At 57.2% G+C, this 19170-nt stretch carries 17 protein-coding genes; 2 read left to right on the forward strand and 15 right to left on the reverse strand.

Annotation, left to right across the window (positions count from 1 at the left end):
• Positions 1-5 precede the first annotated feature (5 nt).
• The 8 genes from ispG to QZW03_RS12635 all read right to left on the reverse strand — a co-directional run bounded on the left by ispG (position 6) and on the right by QZW03_RS12635 (position 7652).
• On the reverse strand, positions 6-1274 hold the full coding sequence (gene ispG, locus QZW03_RS12600) for a flavodoxin-dependent (E)-4-hydroxy-3-methylbut-2-enyl-diphosphate synthase (protein WP_296510352.1): 1269 nt from the start codon (positions 1272-1274) through the stop codon (positions 6-8).
• Entirely contained in the window at positions 1274-2188 is a 915-nt protein-coding gene (locus tag QZW03_RS12605) for a helix-turn-helix domain-containing protein (protein WP_296510353.1), read from the reverse strand. The genes ispG and QZW03_RS12605 overlap by 1 nt, the downstream gene beginning before the upstream one ends.
• Positions 2181-3020 (reverse strand): type IV pilus biogenesis/stability protein PilW, encoded by an 840-nt coding sequence (gene pilW, locus QZW03_RS12610; protein ID WP_296510354.1) that lies wholly within the window; start codon positions 3018-3020, stop codon positions 2181-2183. Before pilW ends, QZW03_RS12605 begins: the two co-directional genes overlap by 8 nt.
• Complete coding sequence (gene rlmN, locus QZW03_RS12615; RefSeq protein WP_296510355.1) at positions 3013-4164, reverse strand: 23S rRNA (adenine(2503)-C(2))-methyltransferase RlmN; 1152 nt, start codon at positions 4162-4164, stop codon at positions 3013-3015. Before rlmN ends, pilW begins: the two co-directional genes overlap by 8 nt.
• Positions 4165-4170: 6 nt before the next feature.
• Positions 4171-4596, reverse strand: a complete 426-nt coding sequence (gene ndk, locus QZW03_RS12620) for a nucleoside-diphosphate kinase (RefSeq protein WP_296510356.1) — start codon at positions 4594-4596, stop codon at positions 4171-4173.
• Positions 4597-4662: 66 nt separating this feature from the next.
• Entirely contained in the window at positions 4663-5889 is a 1227-nt protein-coding gene (locus QZW03_RS12625) for a pseudouridine synthase (RefSeq protein WP_296510357.1), read from the reverse strand.
• Positions 5886-6545 carry an SMC-Scp complex subunit ScpB gene (gene scpB, locus QZW03_RS12630; RefSeq protein WP_296510358.1) on the reverse strand — a complete coding sequence of 220 codons (660 nt, stop codon included), beginning with the start codon at positions 6543-6545 and terminating at the stop codon, positions 5886-5888. The genes QZW03_RS12625 and scpB overlap by 4 nt, the downstream gene beginning before the upstream one ends.
• A 105-nt stretch (positions 6546-6650) precedes the next feature.
• Entirely contained in the window at positions 6651-7652 is a 1002-nt protein-coding gene (locus QZW03_RS12635) for an RluA family pseudouridine synthase (protein ID WP_296510416.1), read from the reverse strand.
• 40 nt (positions 7653-7692) lie between these two features.
• Between QZW03_RS12635 and QZW03_RS12640 the strand changes: the two genes are divergently transcribed.
• Positions 7693-8499: an outer membrane protein assembly factor BamD gene (locus QZW03_RS12640; protein ID WP_296510359.1), complete on the forward strand. Its 807-nt coding sequence runs from the start codon at positions 7693-7695 to the stop codon at positions 8497-8499.
• Here the strand turns inward: QZW03_RS12640 and QZW03_RS12645 are convergent.
• Positions 8468-10468 carry an ATP-dependent DNA helicase gene (locus tag QZW03_RS12645; protein WP_296510360.1) on the reverse strand — a complete coding sequence of 667 codons (2001 nt, stop codon included), beginning with the start codon at positions 10466-10468 and terminating at the stop codon, positions 8468-8470. The genes QZW03_RS12640 and QZW03_RS12645 overlap by 32 nt on opposite strands.
• Complete coding sequence (locus QZW03_RS12650) at positions 10468-10674, reverse strand: YdcH family protein (RefSeq protein WP_296510361.1); 207 nt, start codon at positions 10672-10674, stop codon at positions 10468-10470. The genes QZW03_RS12645 and QZW03_RS12650 overlap by 1 nt, the downstream gene beginning before the upstream one ends.
• Before the next feature lie 114 nt (positions 10675-10788).
• Between QZW03_RS12650 and QZW03_RS12655 the strand changes: the two genes are divergently transcribed.
• Positions 10789-11550: a protein phosphatase 2C domain-containing protein gene (locus QZW03_RS12655; protein ID WP_296510362.1), complete on the forward strand. Its 762-nt coding sequence runs from the start codon at positions 10789-10791 to the stop codon at positions 11548-11550.
• A 27-nt stretch (positions 11551-11577) separates the two neighbouring features.
• Here QZW03_RS12655 and QZW03_RS12660 read toward each other — a convergent pair whose 3' ends face one another.
• The 5 genes from QZW03_RS12660 to QZW03_RS12680 all read right to left on the reverse strand — a co-directional run bounded on the left by QZW03_RS12660 (position 11578) and on the right by QZW03_RS12680 (position 19044).
• Positions 11578-12132, reverse strand: coding sequence for a hypothetical protein (locus QZW03_RS12660; RefSeq protein WP_296510363.1), 555 nt, complete (start codon positions 12130-12132; stop codon positions 11578-11580).
• The gene (zapE, locus tag QZW03_RS12665) at positions 12129-13226 is read right to left on the reverse strand and encodes a cell division protein ZapE (RefSeq protein WP_296510364.1); all 1098 of its coding nucleotides are present in this window, start codon (positions 13224-13226) and stop codon (positions 12129-12131) included. The genes QZW03_RS12660 and zapE overlap by 4 nt, the downstream gene beginning before the upstream one ends.
• An 82-nt stretch (positions 13227-13308) precedes the next feature.
• Entirely contained in the window at positions 13309-14736 is a 1428-nt protein-coding gene (gene lpdA / locus QZW03_RS12670) for a dihydrolipoyl dehydrogenase (protein WP_296510365.1), read from the reverse strand.
• Positions 14737-14855: 119 nt separating this feature from the next.
• The gene (gene odhB / locus QZW03_RS12675; RefSeq protein ID WP_296510366.1) at positions 14856-16103 is read right to left on the reverse strand and encodes a 2-oxoglutarate dehydrogenase complex dihydrolipoyllysine-residue succinyltransferase; all 1248 of its coding nucleotides are present in this window, start codon (positions 16101-16103) and stop codon (positions 14856-14858) included.
• A 46-nt stretch (positions 16104-16149) separates the two neighbouring features.
• The gene (locus tag QZW03_RS12680; protein ID WP_296510367.1) at positions 16150-19044 is read right to left on the reverse strand and encodes a 2-oxoglutarate dehydrogenase E1 component; all 2895 of its coding nucleotides are present in this window, start codon (positions 19042-19044) and stop codon (positions 16150-16152) included.
• Positions 19045-19170 lie beyond the last annotated feature (126 nt).

The following is a 19170-nucleotide window of genomic DNA, read 5'->3' on the forward strand; positions in this document are numbered from 1 at the left end:
GACTCTCAAACTTGTGGGGATTGGCGCGAAAAGCGCGCTTTGATGTAGTTTTCAACCACTGCTTGAAACTCGCTGGCAATGGCGTCGCCTCGCAAGGTCATTTTCTTTTCACCATCGATGTAGACCGGTGCCGCAGGAGCCTCGCCGGTGCCGGGGAGGCTGATACCAATATCAGCATGCTTGCTCTCACCCGGGCCGTTGACGATACATCCCATCACCGCGACTTTCATGTTTTCTACGCCGGGATATTGGCTACGCCAGACAGGCATCTGATCTCTAAGGAAATCGTCAATCTGCTTTGTCAGCTCTTGAAAAGTTGTACTGGTCGTCCGCCCACAGCCGGGGCAAGCTGTTACGCTGGGTACGAATTTTCGCAAACCTAATGATTGAATAATCTCAGACGCCACGACAACTTCCTGTGTACGCGCTTCGCCGGGAGCAGGTGTCAATGAAACACGAATCGTATCGCCGATACCTTCCTGCAGAAGGATACCCAAGGCCGTAGCGGACGCGACGGTACCTTTTGTTCCCATTCCCGCCTCAGTCAGGCCCAAATGCAGCGCATACTTTGAGCGCTTTGCGAGTTCGCGGTAGACCGCAATCAAGTCGGTCACCCCGCTTACTTTGCAAGACAGCATGATCTGGTGCCCAGGCAAGCCGATTTCCTCGGCCTTTTCAGCAGAGGAAATCGCCGAAGTTATCAATGCTTCGTACATGACCTGCTTTGCATCCCACGGACGGGCCCTGCGGCTGTTTTCATCCATCAGCGCAGCGAGGAGCTCCTGATCCAAACTCCCCCAGTTCACACCAATCCGAATGGGTTTTTCCCATTTGATAGCTGCCTCGATCATCTGGGCGAATTGTCGATCTCGTTTGTCACCCTTGCCGACATTTCCCGGATTGATCCGGTACTTCGACAAAGACTCTGCGCACTCGGGGTAGTCGCTCAAAAGGCGGTGGCCGTTGTAGTGAAAATCACCTATCAGGGGGACGCTAACTCCCATTCTGTCCAGTTGCGCACGGATGTGAGGCACCGCTTGTGCAGCCTCAGGGGTATTGACTGTAATCCGAACCAACTCAGACCCGGCTGCCGCAAGCTCTTTCACTTGAATGGCAGTACCGATCGCATCTTCGGTGTCGGTGTTGGTCATTGACTGGATACGCACAGGAGCAGCACCACCTACGGTGACGACGTGACCGCCCCACTTCACCTCAGATTGCAAACTCGTCCGAACTAGGGGCTGCGCTAACGCAATGGGCAATACCTGTTCCACTACTTCACCTCAAATCGAGCAACGTTGTCTTTAGAAACACCAGATACCGCAAATGGCTTGCCGCGAACCTCCACGTCGACTAGGTCAGCCTTCCCGATCACTACCGAAAGCGGGGGCGTACCGTTCGCCAAAGTACTGCCATCCGCTTGTAGCATGCGTCGCACCAAGACCGCTCCGGTTGAATCAAGCACCTCAACCCAAGTCGTTCCTTTAGCCCGAATAATCACGAGGTCAGGAGCTTTGGAAGGAGGACTCGGATCCTGAGCTATAAGCGGTGAGGATGCCGCAGCAGCCGGCTGAGAAGCTGCAGCTGACACCACCGGTGCCGCTGGCACTACCTCGACCGGCGTTACCTTTTCTTCTGACTCTCGAACTGGGGACGAGGCCTCCAAGACGACTTCTTTTGGGTCACTTGTAGTTGCATCCTTGGAGGCTGAACCAACAAGCCAGGCCGGCATATGAAGATCGGGCATGGTAGACACCACGACAGCAGCCAGCAATATGCCCGCCACCAAAAGCACTTGAGGCCGTTTTAGAATTTCCGGTACAGAAGAAATACGACGCTCACCAGTCGCCCGGAATGGGGCATTGATACCGCGATCTCCTGTTTGAAATTGAGGCGCGGACGACGGAGGCAGAAGCTCCAGAATAGGACTCGCATCAATCTTCAGAGTTCGGCAAACACTAGACGCCAGAGCCCGCACAAACACGGCATCTGGCAACAAATCGACACGATCTGCTTCCAACGCCTCTAGTTTCTTCACGGGCACTTTCATCGAAACTGCCAAAGCCGCTATGTGCAGGCCCGCAGCCAAGCGCGCCTCGCGTAGCAACTCACCCGCTGTAGCTTGTTTTTTATTGACAACTTCGGTTTCCGGCACCGAAGGTTGGCTTGCAGCCTCTACGTCACTCATTGAAAGCTCCCCGCTCGAAACTGGCGGCCTCTTTTGACTTCGGGAATCGCTTCAGGAGCTGTGTCCCAAGTTGAGTCACGGCGCCCTTGTTACCAAGGCCCTGCTCCACTTTGATGCCGAGCCACAGGGTCTCGGAATTCGCGAATTCACTGTTGTTGATCCGCCGCACATAAAACTGTGACTTGGACAAATCGCCTTGCTGAAACAAAAGCAAAGCAAGGTTATAGCCGGCTACGGGGCTACCCGGATCGAGCTCTTGGGCGCGAGTGAGGCTGACAAGCGCTTCGTTTCGCAAGCCGGATTTCATTTGGCATATTCCGAGAGCCATCCAAGATTTCGCGCGCTCAGAATACAAAGGGTTATTGATCGCAGACGAAAAGTTAGAAAACGACTCCGGCATCCGTCCCTGCTGACACAGCATCCAAGCGTAGTTGTGTTGAACACTGGCAGCCCGAGGACTTAACTGGAGAGCCCGCCTGAAGCTTTCATCCGCCAATGGAAAGTCATTGAGCGCCATGTAAATGAGACCGCGGAGGTTGTGCGCCTCAAAAAGCCCTGGATCGGCGGCAATCGATTGCTTCACCTCATCAAGGGCAACCGTAGTTTGCCCGTTGTTGAAGTACCCAGCGGCCAGCTCCAAACGGATTTTGGCTCGCTTACGTGCTGGCGACTCATCAGAGTCGGTCACAAAGTCAGCCGTAGATGGTGCGGGGGTTGGCGTGCTTGAACAACCGTAAATTGCACCCAGTGCTACAAAAACAATGCTCCAGAAAGCAGGTCGATAGAGACGGCGAGCTATTTGTCCGGCAATAAAAGAATCAAGCTCAGACATTTTGCAAACCATTGGTATCTCCAACAACCGGCACGTTTACCTGATGGAGCATGACAGTTCGCTGCTTATTGATACGGCTACCCACATTAGTACGGTCCCGTACATCCCCGGCGAGTTGCCCACAAGCTGCATCGATGTCATCTCCACGTGTCTTCCGTACTGTTGTCACGACCCCTCCGTCTACCAATATCCGAGCGAATGCTTGCACCGCATTGTTCTTCGAACGCAAAAGCCCCGATGCAGGAAAAGGGTTAAAAGGGATCAGATTGAACTTGCACGGGATACCAGCGTCACGCACCAAGGAAAGCAAAGCAAGCGCTTGTTCCGGGCTATCGTTCACGCCATCCAACATACAGTACTCAAAGGTGATGAAATCCCTCGGTGCGCGCTCAAGATAGCGTTTGCATGCATCAAGCAGTTCAGAGAGTGGATACTTTTTGTTGAGCGGGACCAGGTTGTCCCGTAGATCATCTGTTGGCGCATGCAGGGAAACTGCCAAGGCTACTGGGCAATCATCCCGCAGGCGGTCCATCATCGGAACGACACCGGATGTGGAGACAGTCACCCTTCGGCGTGAAAGCCCATAGCCATGGTCATCCAGCATTGCCTTGAGTGCTGGCACCAAAGCCCCGTAATTCTGGAGCGGCTCACCCATGCCCATCATGACCACGTTTGAAATCACCCGCTCCTGAACCCCCAGGTGCTTACGCAGAAAATGTTCTGCAAACCAGAGCTGAGCCAAAATTTCCCACGTCTTCAGGTTTCTACTGAAGCCTTGGTGCCCCGTTGAGCAGAAACGACACCCTACCGCGCAACCCGCTTGCGAAGAAATGCACAAGGTGCCCCGGTCCGACTCGGGAATAAAAACGGTCTCCACAGCATCACCACCACCAACGTCAAACAACCACTTGATGGTTCCGTCGGAGGAAATGTGCTGGGTAATCACGGGCAATGCTTTGATCTGGGCATTGCCTTTCAATTTATCTCTGAGCGATCGCGCAAGGTCGCTCATGTCATCAAATTGGCTGGCGCCCTTTTGATGAACCCAGCGAAATAGCTGGGTCGCGCGAAACTTCTTTTCGCCTAGGCTCTCGCAAAAGGCGGCCAGACCCTCGAGGTCGAAATCGAGCAGGTTGACCGCCATATTGATTTAGCGGGAGTAAACGTTCATGCCGGCGAAGAAGAAGCCGATTTCCACAGCGGCAGTCTCAGCAGCGTCGGAGCCATGAACAGCGTTGGCATCAATGCTGTCTGCAAAATCAGCGCGGATGGTCCCTGGAGCTGCTTTCTTAGGGTCTGTAGCGCCCATCAAGTCGCGATTCTTAGCGATTGCGCCTTCGCCTTCCAAAGCCTGGATCATCACTGGACCGGAAACCATGAAATCAACCAGGTCCTTGAAGAAAGGACGCTCTTTGTGCACTGCGTAGAAAGCTTCAGCTTCGCCGCGGGACAGGTGTGCCATGCGAGCAGCCACGACCTTCAGGCCAGCTGCTTCAAAACGTGCGTAAATTTGACCGATCACGTTCTTGGCGACTGCGTCAGGCTTGATGATGGAGAGTGTGCGTTCGATTGCCATATTAATTCCCAATTAGAAAAATGTATTTGTCTTACGTAGACAAAGCCTGCGAGTTTACCACCCGCATTAACGACTTCTGCCTCCGGAGCGGCGTTGACCGCCCCCCGGACGACCGCGGCCGTTTGATTCTTGTCGCTGCCTTGTAAAGCTGTCGGCGCCGATGTACCCCAAAGAAGTCTTCATCGGGTCCGGCTGCCCACCTTCTTGACGGTTCGCCTGGCGGGGCGGCTTTGCACCGCCCTGACGCACAGGTTGCGATGCCACTGAACCTTCTTTCGGGTAGGCCGGACCACGTCCGCTTTGGCGCCCTCCCCGGCCGCGAGGGCGAGGTGCTGCGCCTGCGCCAAAAGCACCTTCTTCCCGGGTTCGAGCCTTGGGAGTGCCTGCCGCCTGCATGAGCGAGCGGATATCTGTCTCATCCAGCTCCATCCAAGCACCACGCTTCAGTCCCCGAGGGAGAACCATCGCACCATATCGAATACGGATCAGCCGGCTTACAGCATGCCCGACGGACTCCAACATACGCCGGACCTCACGGTTGCGCCCTTCGGAAATGGTCACCCGGTACCAGCAATTGGAGCCTTCTCCACCGCCGTCTTCGATGGATCCGAACTGAGCGATCCCATCGTCGAGCTGAACACCATTCAGCAATGCTTGCTTTTCTTCTTTAGTGAGCGCACCCAAAACCCGCACCGCATATTCACGCTCCAGACCGAACCGGGGGTGCATGAGGTTATTGGCGAGCTCACCGGAGCTGGTAAACAACAACAGGCCTTCTGTATTCAGATCCAAGCGCCCTACCGATTGCCACTTGCCCTGATGCAGCTTAGGCAGCCGGCGAAACACTGTAGGCCGGTTTTGAGGATCATCATGGGTGACCACCTCCCCGACCGGCTTGTGGTAAGCGATAACGCGTGCTGGCGGCGGCTCGATGCGGAACCGAATAGGCTTACCGTTGACTTTGATGTTGTCGCCAAACTGAATGCGCTGTCCGATATGGGCAGGCTCATTGTTTACCGAAATCCGCCCTTCCAGAATCAACTGCTCCATTTCCAAGCGCGAACCCATTCCTGACTGGGCCAATACTTTATGCAGCTTGGGGGTTTCCGCTTGCGGCGCTAATACACGCTTGGGAAGGCTCACATCTTCTGCGGCTTCGTCGGCATCAAACTGTCCGGAAACAACATCATCGAACCGATTACCGCCGACTTTGGCGTGCGCAGCCTCCAACGAAGCAATCTCTTCATGAGGTTGAACGGCCTCAGCGCCGGCGTTGTTGTCAATATCGTTCATAGTGTTGTTCCGTTTTCCACTGCCGGCGAAGCCGCATGCAATGGCATAGTTAATTGTTGACCTTCATCTGCCACATCCCCAGCGGGAGAAGTCTCTGCCACACCCAACATGTCACCCAAACCCATGACCGGGTCAACACCCCGATCCGGCGACTCCAACAATGGCAACTGGTCTAGTGAGCTCAGGCCTAAATCGTCCAGAAACTGGCGCGTGGTCGCGTACAGCGCTGGTCTTCCTGGCGCCTCACGGTGGCCAATGACCTCTACCCAACCACGATCTTCAAGCTGCTTGATAAGCAACGAACTGATCGTGACGCCTCGGATGTCTTCCATATCGCCACGGGTAACCGGCTGTCGATAAGCGATGATGGCCAGGGTTTCCAGCGTTGCCCGCGTGTACTTGGGTGGCTTTTCCGGATGGAGCCGGTCCAAAAACTCGCGCATTTCTGGCCGACTCTGGAATCGCCAGCCGGACGCAACACTCACCAACTCCACACCGCGCTCAGCCCACTCACTCTGAAGCTCTGAAAGCAACGATTTCACCGTATCCGCACCAATTTCATCAGCAAATAGCTCTCTCAGCACACGCACTGTCATTGGCTGAGGTGAACAAATCAAAGCGGTTTCGAGCACACGCTTGGCATCGACCATGTTCATAGTCTGGACTCAAAGATGGAAACCGGTGTTTGTTGCGGACCGGAGTCAACCGCTCTAGGTAGGAAAAGCTGTTTGCCTCAGTCGACTACCCTACGTGACACGTAGTTACAAACCTCCCGGTTTGGAGGCCCAATTGTACCCGAGCCCAAGTTGCGTTGAAAGTGACATGAAATCAGCAGGCGGCTCAGACTCAAACAACAGCTCAACTCCCGTCACCGGGTGCGTAAAAGCAAGGCGGCAGGCATGTAATGCTTGCCTGCGCATGTCCGCAACAGGAGCCCCGCCATAAACAGTATCCGAAACCAAGGGATGGCCGAGGTGCGCCATGTGCACACGGATCTGATGCGTCCTACCCGTATGCAAAATGCAACGCACCCAGCAGGCTACTTGGCGGGTCGAAATCAATTCGAAATCCGTCCTCGCGTCTTTACCGGAGTGCAAGGCCAGATCTACGACCGCCATTCTCAACCGGTTGCGCGGATCCCGGCCAATCGGCGCGCTGACAGACTTCAGACCGGTCCATGCCCAAGCTTTGTGGGCGATAGCGAAATACTGCCGACTTACCTCCCGGGCAGCAATGGCTTTTACCAGTGCGTCCATGGCCGCCCGCGTGCGGGCTACGACCATCAAACCACTGGTGTCTTTATCAAGCCTATGCACAATTCCAGCGCGGGGAACCAGAGATGCATGGGCGCTGTACCCCAGCAATCCGTTTAGCAAAGTGCCACTCCAGTTTCCGGGCGCGGGGTGAACCACCAAGCCCGGCGGTTTATTGATGACTAGCAGATGCTCGTCTTCATACCTGACATCCAGATCCATCGCCTCCGGCTTAAACGCTTGGCTTTGCGGCGTGGGTCGTAGTTCAATGGTGGCAGTGTCGCCCACCTTGACTTTGGCAGACACCTTCTGAACGACACGCCCGTTCAACTGCACCAAACCCAGCTCAATGAGCTGCTGCAGATAACTCCGCGAAAATTCGTCCACATGGACTGCGAGCGCTCGATCCAACCGCTCCCCGTGCATTTCAGCGGGAAAAACCAAGTGACGGAGCTCGGTTTCACCCGCAAGCTCAGCGGGGTCTTCAGCCTCTGTTTCCGCACAGTGCATCGATATAATTCCGTCGGTTTGAATCAAGAAAGTCCCCAAAATGCTGCGTGCGAAATTATCGGTCGTTTATGCCTTGATGCTGGCGACCCTTGCCAGCCAGCTCGTGGCCTGCTCCAGCGCCCCCATCGACAAAACAGCCGGCATGAGCCCGAACCGTTTGTATGCAGAGGCAAAAGACGAAATGGGCGCCTCTCAGTGGGATAAAGCTGTACCTCTGCTGGAAAAGCTAGAAGCGCGTGCAGCGGGAACCCCGCTCGCACAACAAGCGCAACTAGACAAAGCTTTTGCCCACTTCAAGGCCGGCGAGCAAGCGCAGTCTCTCGCAACACTTGAGCGGTTTATTAAGTTGCACCCTGCAAGCCCGGCTTTGGACTATGCGATTTACCTGAAGGGCGTCGTGAATTTCAACGATGACCTGGGCTTGCTCTCATCTGTCACCCGCCAGGATCTGGCTGAACGCGACCAAAAAGCAGCCAAAGAATCCTTCGAGGCATTCAAAGAACTCACCTCCCGGTTCCCGGAGTCCAAATACGCACCGGACGCACGGCTGCGCATGAATTACATCGTCGGCTCATTGGCCCAATACGAAGTGCATGTGGCACGCTACTACTACAAGCGCGGCGCCTACCTCGCGGCCGCCAACCGTGCCCAACAGTGTCTTACAGATTACCGCGATGTGCCCGCAACCGAAGAGGCCCTGTACATCTTGTACAAATCCTACGACGCTTTGGGCATGGACCAACTGCGGGACGATGCGAAGCGGATTCTCGATAAAACCTTCCCGCAATCCGAATTTGTTGCGCGCGGCGGCCGGGCTAGTACGGATCCGTGGTGGAAACTCTGGTGAGCGCATGGAGCGCTGCGTAGTACTGCTCAGCCTCTGACAAGGGGCGCATCGGTGGCAAGGCGGTGAGCAGTTTTTTCCCGTAGCCCATTTGTCGAAGCCGGGAATCGCACACGACCAGCACCCCCCGATCTGACTCACGGCGTATCAAGCGACCGACGCCCTGCTTTAAAGCAATGCCTGCCATGGGGAGCTGAATTTCATTGAAAGGGCTCCGCCCTTCCTGCTCTGCTTGTGCGCAGCGCGCTTGCAGCAACGGGTCATCGGGTGGTGCAAACGGAATCTTGTCGATCACCAGCAGCTGCAAGGCCCGCCCGGGAATATCGACCCCTTCCCAAAAAGTAGCGGACCCGACCAGAATCATTCCGCGGCCATTCGCAGCTTGAAACTGCGCCAGCAGATCGCGCTTCGACGCCTCACCCTGCACCAGCACCCGGATATCGATATGCCCGGGGAGCATCTGCCGGATACTCTCTCCGATTTGCTTCATCGCGCGGAGTGTCGTCGTCAACACCAAGGTATGACCACCCAATATCTGCACCGACTCCGACGCCAACTCGGCTACCGCATGGCTGTGCTGAGGTGAGGATGGCAGCGCAAACGCCTTGGGAACGTACACCGCCGCTTGTTTCAGATAATCAAAGGGGCTCGGAATTCGCAGGCACTCCGCATCCTGCAAACCACTGGACGAGAGAAACCAATCCAAACTCTGCCCGACCCCGAGAGTTGCAGAGGTGAAAATCCACGACCTGAGAGAATCCTGACCGGTATCCACCGCCACCTTGGCGCGCATCGCTTCCGAGATATCCATGGGCGACTCGACACATCGCAAGCGTAGGCCCGACTCGACCCAACGTATGAGCCCCTCTTGCGCGGGCAGTAACGCCGACTCGACACTATCCAGCAGCACACAGGTCCGCTCCCACAACACCTTTAAATCAGGATGCGCGTCCCGAACACCTTCCAGTGCCCGGGCGAGCGCGCGAAGCCCTTCACCCAAACGGGTTATCCGCGAAGCCCACACAGCGGGGGGGAGGCCATCTGGCGCTACCGACTGCCACATGGCACGCTGGGCCGCCACTTTCTGTTCAGGAAACATCGCGTGTAAAGCGACCACAGCCATTTCAATCTGCTCGACCAACCAAGGCCAATCGGCTAAACCGCGGGCGGACTGGGCTCCGACAAACACCACATCACGCCCCAGCGCCAGAATTTGACCCGTCGACCATTGCCGACCCAAAAACTGAACCCCAATGTCATTGAGTTGATGCGCCTCATCGAAAACGACGGTATTCACAGTGGGTAGCAACTCCGCAACTCCGGACTCCCGAACGTTGGAATCTGCAAAGAAGAGATGGTGATTGATAACCACCATGTCTGCGTTCATCGCATCGCGCCGGGCCTTGTAGAGAAAACAGTCGGCATATCGGGGGCACTTAGAAGCTGTGCAACTCTCCCGGGTGGAGGTCACCAGCGGCAGTACTTGAGATGACTCTTCCAGCGCCGGCACCTCGGCCACATCGCCTTGCCGGGTGGCGGCAGCCCATTGCTCAACCTGTGCCAGCAATCTCAGAGGAGCCGCTGTCTGCAGCATTCCATCATGTCTCGCGGAGGCAAGGCGATGAAGGCAGAGATAGCTACTCCGGCCCTTTAGCAGAGCCACCCGGGCCGGGCTTTTGAGCATGCTGAGCAACTCTGGAATATCGCGCCCGAACAACTGATCCTGAAGCGCCTTGGTCGCAGTGGAGATCAAGACCTTGTGCCCGCTCTGTAGCGCGGGGACGAGATACGCATAGGTTTTTCCAATCCCCGTGCCGGCCTCCACCACCAGCGCTCCGCCGGTGGACATAACGCGAGCCACCGCTTGCGCCATCTGGATCTGCCCCGCACGCGGGGTGTACTCGGTGACGTGTTGGGCTAACGTGCCTGCTCCCCCGAACACATCGGCAACTGCCGCCTCTGGCTCAGTCATCAAGCAGATTCGTCCGGAGTCAGGCTTCGCTGCAGCTGCGCGATAGCATCTCGCAAGCCCAGTCGCCTTTTCTTGAGACGCTGAAGCAAAAGCTCGTCGGTGATCCCCCCCTTGGATGAAGCCAAGTCAATACAAGCGTCCAGATCACTGTGGGCCATGCGGAGCTCAATAAGCCTGCGCTCGGGCGAATGTAGATTGGTTTCCAAAGGTAAAAGCAGTCGGCTAGAGGGTTAAACTGACCGCACTAAACGGCAAGCGCTCGATAATACGGCCAGCTGCCGCCGCCACCTACCGATTTTTTCGAGAGCACAACAAACACCATGTCCTCTGGTTATCGCCTCAGCGCCTCCACCGGCATCCACAAAGGTGACCGTGAATATCAGCAGGACCAAGTCTCGCTCTTCAAGCACCCGCGGATCAACGGTTGCCTGTTGGCCATAGTCGCCGACGGCATGGGCGGACGCAGCGGCGGCAGAAAAGCCTCCGACCAAGTCATGCTGACGGCCAAACAGCTCTTCGAGCGCTATGACCCCGCGACTGACGACGCGGTTGTCACTCTGCGCCAGGTGGTGCAGGAAGCCCATATTGTGATCAAGCTGACGGCCATTTCTTCTGAGGAAGAGCCCCACAGTACCCTGGCTGCATTTCTGATCAACCCCGGTGGGGACTGCCACTGGGCCCACACAGGTGACTCCCGCGTCTATCAGTTTCACGGTAACCGGTTTGTCAAACGCACCAGTGACCACTCCTATGTGCAGGCGCTGGTCAATCGGGGCGAAATCACTGAGGAACAAGCAGCAAACCACCCGCAATCCAATATATTGATGGGATGCTTGGGTACGGAGAACGATCCGCCGGTGGACTTTCACTTCATACCGAAACTCCGGGCTGGCGACGTCCTCATGGCGTGCAGTGACGGAGTGTGGCACTACTTCAACAACGGCGAACTCGGCTCGGTACTTTCCACCTTGTCTGCGCGCGAGGCCACAGAATTTTTAATTGAAAAAGCCCGCTCACGCGCTCGGGGCGGTGGTGACAATTTGTCGGTCGTGATTGTCAAAGTAGAGTCACTGCAGAGCTGATGCAGTGGGTGCCCTGCCGCGTAAAAGCTAAGGACTGACCGGAAGCGGCTCGGCCCGATCTGGCTTTTCTTCAATCCGTTTTTCGACCTCTGCCTTACGGCGTGCGGCCTCCTGCTGCTTGCTGTCAAATGCTGCGCGATTGGCCTGTGCCTGTTCCGCGCTGATGACCGATGTTGATGTAGCTGCCTCCGGCCGACTCACCGGCACTGGCACAGGCACAGGCGCCACCTTGGGCTGACGTGCAACGACCGGGTTCTGGCCAAGCTCCTCCTGGCGGTTCGCCAGCTCGGCCTGTTTTTGCTCTAATTGCCCCAGTTGCTCCCGTGTCCGCTGGGCGCGGGCCGTATCACGCAAGGCAAGCTCCCGCTTGCGCAACGCCGCACTGCGACTGCGCTGTTCAGCCGCCCACCGGGACAAGCAAGCGTTGACTGCGAAACGGTCATAGCAGGCCGACTCCGCGTGGGCCGCTTCAATCTGCAAAGCCTTGCGCTCCGCATCAACAGCCTCTAGAGAGTCGGCATAGCCAGGCTGGATGGCCAGTTGCACCAACAGCAAACCGCCCAAGAGTCGATGGGCTTTCATGTCAATCGGGTGTCCACCGTACGACGCTCCAGCTCCAAAAACTCTTTGGACTGCATCTCGGTCAAACGCGACACCGTGCGCGGAAATTCATGAGACATGGGGCCCTCGGTGTACAGCGCCTCAGGAGCCACATCCGCCGACATGATCAACTTCACGCGCCGGTCGTACAACACATCAACCAGCCAGGTGAAGCGCCTTGCCTCCGACGCCATCCGCACCGGCATATGCGGTACACCACTCAAAAACACCGTGTGAAAGCACGAAGCGATTTCGAGGTAGTCATTCTGCGAGCGGGGGCCGCCACACAGCGTCTTGAAGTCAAACCACACGACACCACCGGCTTTGCGATAAGCCTTGATTTCGCGGGCCTCAATACGAAGGACCGGGTCCTCATCATGTTGTTCCGCCAAGGCATTGAACGTGGCCGTCATTGCAGCATCCGCCTCGGCACCGTTGGGCACGTGGTAGAGCTTGGCGTCTTCCAGGGTGCGGCGGCGGTAGTCCGTGCCGTTATCCACATTGAGCACTTCCAGCTTGGCATTCAGCAACGCAATGGCCGGCAAAATGCGGTCGCGGTGCAAGCCGCCCGGGTACAGGTCATCCGGCTTGAAGTTGGAGGTGGTGACAAAGCCCACGCCGTTGTCGAACAAAGCATTGAGCAGCCGGTGCAAGATCATGGCGTCGGTGATGTCCGCCACATGAAACTCGTCAAAGCAAATCAGGCGGTAGCGCTTGGACATGCGCTTGCCCAACTCGTCCAGCGGATTCACCGTTCCTTGCAGGTTCACCAACTCGTGGTGCACTTCCCGCATGAACTCATGAAAATGCAGACGGGTTTTGCGCTTCAGTGGCACCGCGTTGAAAAAGCAATCCATCAAAAAGCTCTTGCCCCGCCCTACTCCGCCGAACATGTACACGCCGCGCGGAATATCGGGCCGGTTGATGAGCTTTTTGAGAGCATTCGAGCGCTTGGCCTTGTAGGCAGCCCAGTCGCTGGCACAACGCTCCAGTGCCTCCACCGCGCGGAGTTGCGCAGGGTCGGCCGTGTATCCACGGGCTTTCAGCTCCGCCTCGTAGGCTTCTTTGACGCTCAATGCAGACTCCGTTACGCTACAAAAAGAGAAGCTGCTAGCGCACTATTCATGCGGGCTAGCAGCTTATTTCGCTTAAAAACTATCAGAAGTTCAGCGTGCGCTTATCCACGGCCAGTGCCGCTTCTTTGGTAGCTTCGCTCAACGAAGGGTGCGCGTGGCAGATGCGGGCAATGTCTTCTGCGCTCGCCTTGAACTCCATGGCCACCACGGCTTCGGAGATCAACTCTGACGCTTGTGGCCCCACAATGTGCACACCCAAAATCTCGTCCGTCGTGGCATCGGCCAGGAACTTCACGAAACCGGTGGTGTCGCCCAGAGCGCGCGCACGGCCGTTCGCCAAGAACGGGAACTGGCCAGCTTTGTACGCCACGCCGTCCGCCTTGAGCTGCTGCTCGGTGCGACCGACCCACGCAATCTCGGGGCTGGTGTAAATCACCCAAGGGATGGTGTTGAAATTCACGTGGCCATGTTGACCGGCAATGCGCTCAGCGACCGCTACGCCCTCTTCTTCCGCCTTGTGCGCCAGCATGGGGCCGCGCACCACGTCACCCACCGCCCACACGCCGGGCAGGTTGGTCTTGCAGTCGCCGTCCACCACAATCGCGCCGCGTTCGTCCAGCGCCAAGCCCACGGCTTCGGTGTTCAAACCAATGGTGTTAGGCACCCGGCCGATGGACACGATCAGCTTGTCGACATCCAGCGACAGGGCTTCGCCCTTGGCGTTGGTGTAGGCCACGGATACGCCCTTTTTGCCGTTTTTGATTTCGCCGACTTTGACACCGAGTTCAATCTTGAGGCCTTGTTTGGTGAATGCCTTGAAAGCTTCCTTGGCCACACCTTCGTCTACCGCGCCCAGGAATGTGGGCAGACCTTCCAGGATGGTGACTTCGGCACCCAGGCGCTTCCATACCGAGCCCATCTCCAGGCCGATGACGCCGGAGCCGATCAGGCCCAGCTTTTTGGGCACTGCGCCGATGTTCAGGGCGCCATCGTTGGACAGCACATTGACTTCATCGAACGGTGTGCCGGGCAATGCACGGGCATTGGAACCAGTCGCGATGATGATTTGCTTGCCGGTGATGACTTCTTCAGTGGCGCCCGCCACCTTGATGTCGTAGCCGCCTTCAGCAGCTTTAACGAAAGAGCCGCGGCCGTGGAAGAAGGCGATCTTGTTCTTCTTGAACAAGTACAGGATGCCGTCGTTGTTTTGCTTCACCACGGTGTTTTTGCGGCCGATCATCTTCGCCACATCCATGCTCACGCCCTTCACCTCGATGCCGTGCTCTGCAAAGTGGTGGTTGGCATGATTGAAGTGCTCGGACGACTGCAGCAAAGCCTTGGAGGGAATGCAGCCTACGTTGGTGCAAGTACCGCCGGGCGCAGGGCCGCCAGCGGCATTCTTCCACTCGTCGATACAGGCCACGTTGAAGCCCAACTGGGCTGCGCGGATGGCGGCAATGTAGCCACCGGGGCCGCCGCCAATGACGACTACGTCGAATTGTTTACTCATACATTTTCCTAGGATTCTGGGTGGCTGAGGGTTCTGCGCAGGTAAAGGGGGAGCCCGCAGGGCGGAGGACACGGAGCAGAACCCTCTACCGCCCAGACTCCGTGTCAGCGAAAACTCAGTTAGATGTCAAACAGCAGACGTGCTGGATCTTCCAGCGCTTCCTTCATGGCCACCAGACCCAGAACGGCTTCACGGCCGTCGATGATGCGGTGGTCGTAGGACATAGCGAAGTAGTTCATGGGGCGAACCACCACTTGGCCGTTTTCGACCATAGCGCGGTCTTTGGTCGCATGCACACCCAAAATAGCGGACTGGGGCGGGTTGATGATGGGGGTCGACATCATGGAACCGAAAGTACCGCCGTTGGAGATAGAGAAGGTGCCGCCGGTCATTTCTTCAATGCCCAACTTGCCGTCCTTGGCCTTCTGGCCAAACTCTGCAATCTTCTTCTCGATATCGGCAAAGCTCATCTGGTCTGCGTTGCGCAGGATAGGCACCACCAAGCCACGGGGAGAGCCCACGGCGATACCGATGTCGAAGTAGCCGTGGTACACGATGTCAGTGCCATCGACAGAAGCGTTCAACACAGGGAACTTCTTCAGGGCATGAACAGCAGCCTTGACGAAGAAGCTCATGAAGCCCAACTTGCAACCGTGTTCCTTCTCGAAACGTTCTTGCATGCGCTTGCGCATCTCCATGACCGGGGCCATGTTGATTTCGTTGAAGGTGGTCAGGATCGCGTTGGTCGACTGGGACTGCAGCAGGCGCTCAGCCACGCGCGCACGCAAACGGCTCATGGGCACGCGCTGCTCGGGACGGTCACCCAGATTCACCGAAGGTGCTGCCACTTGAGGCAACGACTTGGTGGGAGCGCCCGTGGGGATTACGGCAGTCGCTACCACTTTAGGAGCAGCAGCCGCAGCCAGCACGTCACCCTTGGTGATGCGGCCGTCTTTACCGGTGCCCGACACATCAGCGGCGGCCATGCCGTTGTCGGCCAGCAGCTTCGCCGCAGCGGGCATGGCAACACCGGCTTTGGAGTTGCTGGCAGCTGCAGCGGCCACAGGGGTTGCAGCAGGCGCAGCGGCGGGCGCTGCAGCAGGTGCCGCAACAGCACCGGCCACCGCAGCGGTGTCGATACGGGCGATCAACTGCTCGGCACCGACGGTCGCGCCGTCTGGCGCGACCAGCTCGACCAACACGCCAGCGGCTGGCGCGGGCACTTCCATCACAACCTTGTCGGTTTCGACTTCGATCAGGATTTCGTCGATAGCGACTGCTTCACCGACCTTCTTTTTCCACTGCAACAAGGTTGCTTCCGCCACAGATTCAGACAGCTGTGGGACTTTGACTTCTACGATTGCCATATCAAATTCTTTCCGTAATGTGTTGTAAGTGTGAAGTGCTGCTGACTTACTTAGTCAGAACAAAGCCCTTCAGCTTGCCGAAAGCGCCTTCGACCAGAGCCTTTTGTTGCTCCTGGTGCAGGTGGGAGTAACCCACGGCGGGCGATGCCGAAGCAGCGCGGCCGGAGTAGCCCAGCTTTTGGCCTTCCAACATGTTTTCGTGGATGTAGTGCTGCACAAAGAACCACGCACCCTGGTTTTGCGGCTCATCCTGGCACCACACCACGTCGGTAGCGTTGGGGTACTTTTTGAGCTCAGTCGCAAATGCCTTGTGCGGGAACGGGTACAGCTGCTCCACGCGGATGATGGCAACGTCGGTGTCGCCCTTTTCTTCGCGCTTCTTCACTAGGTCGTAATACACCTTGCCGGAGCAGGCAATCACGCGCTTGACCTTGTCGCCCTTGAGCTCTTTGCTCTCGGGAATCACGGTCTGGAATGCACCCTTGGTGAACTCGGACAGCGGCGATGTCGCATCCTTATTACGCAACAGGCTCTTGGGCGTCATGATGATCAATGGCTTGCGCAGGTTGCGCACCATTTGACGACGCAGCACGTGGAAGATCTGGCTGGCCGTTGTCGGCTGCACGATCTGCATGTTGGTGTCAGCCGCCAATTGCATGAAGCGCTCCAGGCGTGCCGAGCTGTGCTCAGGGCCTTGGCCTTCGTAGCCGTGGGGCAGCATCAAGGTGATGCCGTTCACACGGCCCCACTTCACTTCACCGGACGCGATGAACTGGTCAATGACCACCTGAGCGCCGTTGGCGAAGTCGCCGAACTGGGCTTCCCAGATCACCAGGGTGTTCGGGTCGTTAGAAGCGTAGCCGTACTCAAAGCCCAACACCGCCTCTTCAGACAGGATGGAGTCGATCACCACGAACGGAGCCTGGTTGTCCGCCACGTTTTGCAAGGGCACGTAAGTACCGGCATCCCACTTCTCACGCTTCTGGTCGTGAATCACGGCATGGCGGTGGGTAAAGGTACCGCGGCCGCAGTCTTCACCCGACAAGCGCACGGGGTAGCCGCTGGCCACCAAGGACGCAAAGGCCATGTGTTCGCCCATGCCCCAGTCCACATTGACTTCGCCGCGGCCCATGGCTGCGCGGTCGTCGTACACCTTTTTCACCAATTGGTGAGGCGTGACGCTCTCAGGAATCGTCGTCAGTTTTTCAGACAAACGCTTCCACTCGGTCAAAGGAATGGCTGTGTCGCCGGCATCTGTCCACTTCTTACCCAGGAACGGGGACCAGTCCACCGAATACTTGCTCTTGAAGTTGGTCAGCACCGGGTCTACGGTGTGCTTGCCGGCATCCATGGCTGCGCGGTATTCCTTGACCATGGTGTCGCCCAAATCGGTGCCCAAGCCTTGCGCAGACAACTTGTCAGCGTACAGCTTGCGGGTACCGGGGTGAGCGCTGATTTTTTTGTACATCAGCGGCTGGGTCAGAGAAGGAGTGTCCTGCTCGTTGTGGCCCAACTTGCGGTAGCAAGTGATGTCCACCACCACGTCCTGACCGAACTCCATGCGGAATTCCAGGGCCAGTTGCGTTGCCAAAACTACCGCTTCCGGATCATCGCCATTCACGTGCAACACGGGAGACTCGACCATCTTCACGATGTCCGTGCAGAACGCACTGGAGCGCATGTCGCGGGGGTCAGAGGTTGTGAAACCGATCTGGTTGTTGATGATGATGTGCACTGTGCCGCCGGTGGTGTAACCACGGGTTTGGGCCAATGCCAGTGTTTCCTGGTTCACACCCTGGCCGCCGAAGGCCGCATCGCCGTGCACCAGCACCGGCAGCACTTGCGCGCCTTTGGGGTCTGCACGGCGGTCCATACGGGCACGCACCGAGCCTTCGACCACGGGGTTCACAATTTCCAAGTGCGAAGGGTTGAACGCCAACGACAGGTGGACCGGGCCGCCCGCTGTGGACACGTCCGAGCTGAAACCCTGGTGGTACTTCACGTCGCCAGCGGGCAACTCTTCAGGTGCGGTGTGGTCGAACTCGGCGAAGAGGTCCGCAGGCATCTTGCCCAAGGTGTTCACCAGCACGTTCAGGCGGCCACGGTGCGCCATACCGATCACGATTTCCTGAATGCCTTTGGCGCCGGCTTGCTGGATCAGCTCGTCCATGGCGGCAATAAAGCTCTCGCCACCTTCGAGGGAGAAGCGCTTCTGGCCCACGTACTTGGTGTGCAAGTAACGCTCAAGGCCTTCAGCAGCTGTCAAGCGCTCCAGGATGTGTTTTTTCTTTTCTGCGTTGAACTGGGGCTTGCTGCGGGTTGCCTCCAGCTTTTGCTGCCACCAGCGCTTCTGGTTCTGGTCGGTGGTGTACATGTACTCCACGCCGATGGTGCCGCAGTAGGTCTCGCGCAAAGCGTTCATGAGCTCACGCAGGCTCATGGACTCTTTGCCGAAGAATGTGTTGCTGATGTTGAAGACCGTTTCCTGGTCTGCATCGCTGAAGCCGTAGAACGAGGGCTCCAGTTCAGGGATGTCATCGCGCTCGATGCGCTTCAAAGGATCCAGATCAGCCCAACGTGCGCCCACATTGCGGTAAGCCGCAATCAATTGCTGCACTGCAGTGCGCTTGCGACCCATTTCGGAATCGGCGCCTGAAGCCACGACCGTTTGCTTAACGCCTTTTTTCGCCAGATCGACGAAAGCATTAATCACCGGCAGGTGTGCCACGTCTTTGGCGGTGCTGCCATCTGATGCGGGAACGTGTTGCAGGGCGTCGAAATAATCGCGCCATGTGTCGGGAACGCTACCGGGGTTGGACAGGTAGTTCTCATACATCTCTTCGACGTACGGAGCATTGCCACCGAACAGGTAGGTGTTGTTTTGATAGGTTTGGTACACGGTGGAACCCGTGTTCGCCCCTTTGGAGTTTGAATCACTCATCTTGCGCTGACCTCCGTTCCCCTTCAGGGAACATAAGCTGGTTAAAGCTGGTTAATTAACCTTCCGCGACACGGCTGAACCGGTTGGCGGATGCGACTGTGGCATGGGAAGGGCCTTCATTGCAGG

This window comes from Rhodoferax sp., assembly GCF_013297935.1.
GTDB lineage: Bacteria > Pseudomonadota > Gammaproteobacteria > Burkholderiales > Burkholderiaceae_C > Allorhodoferax.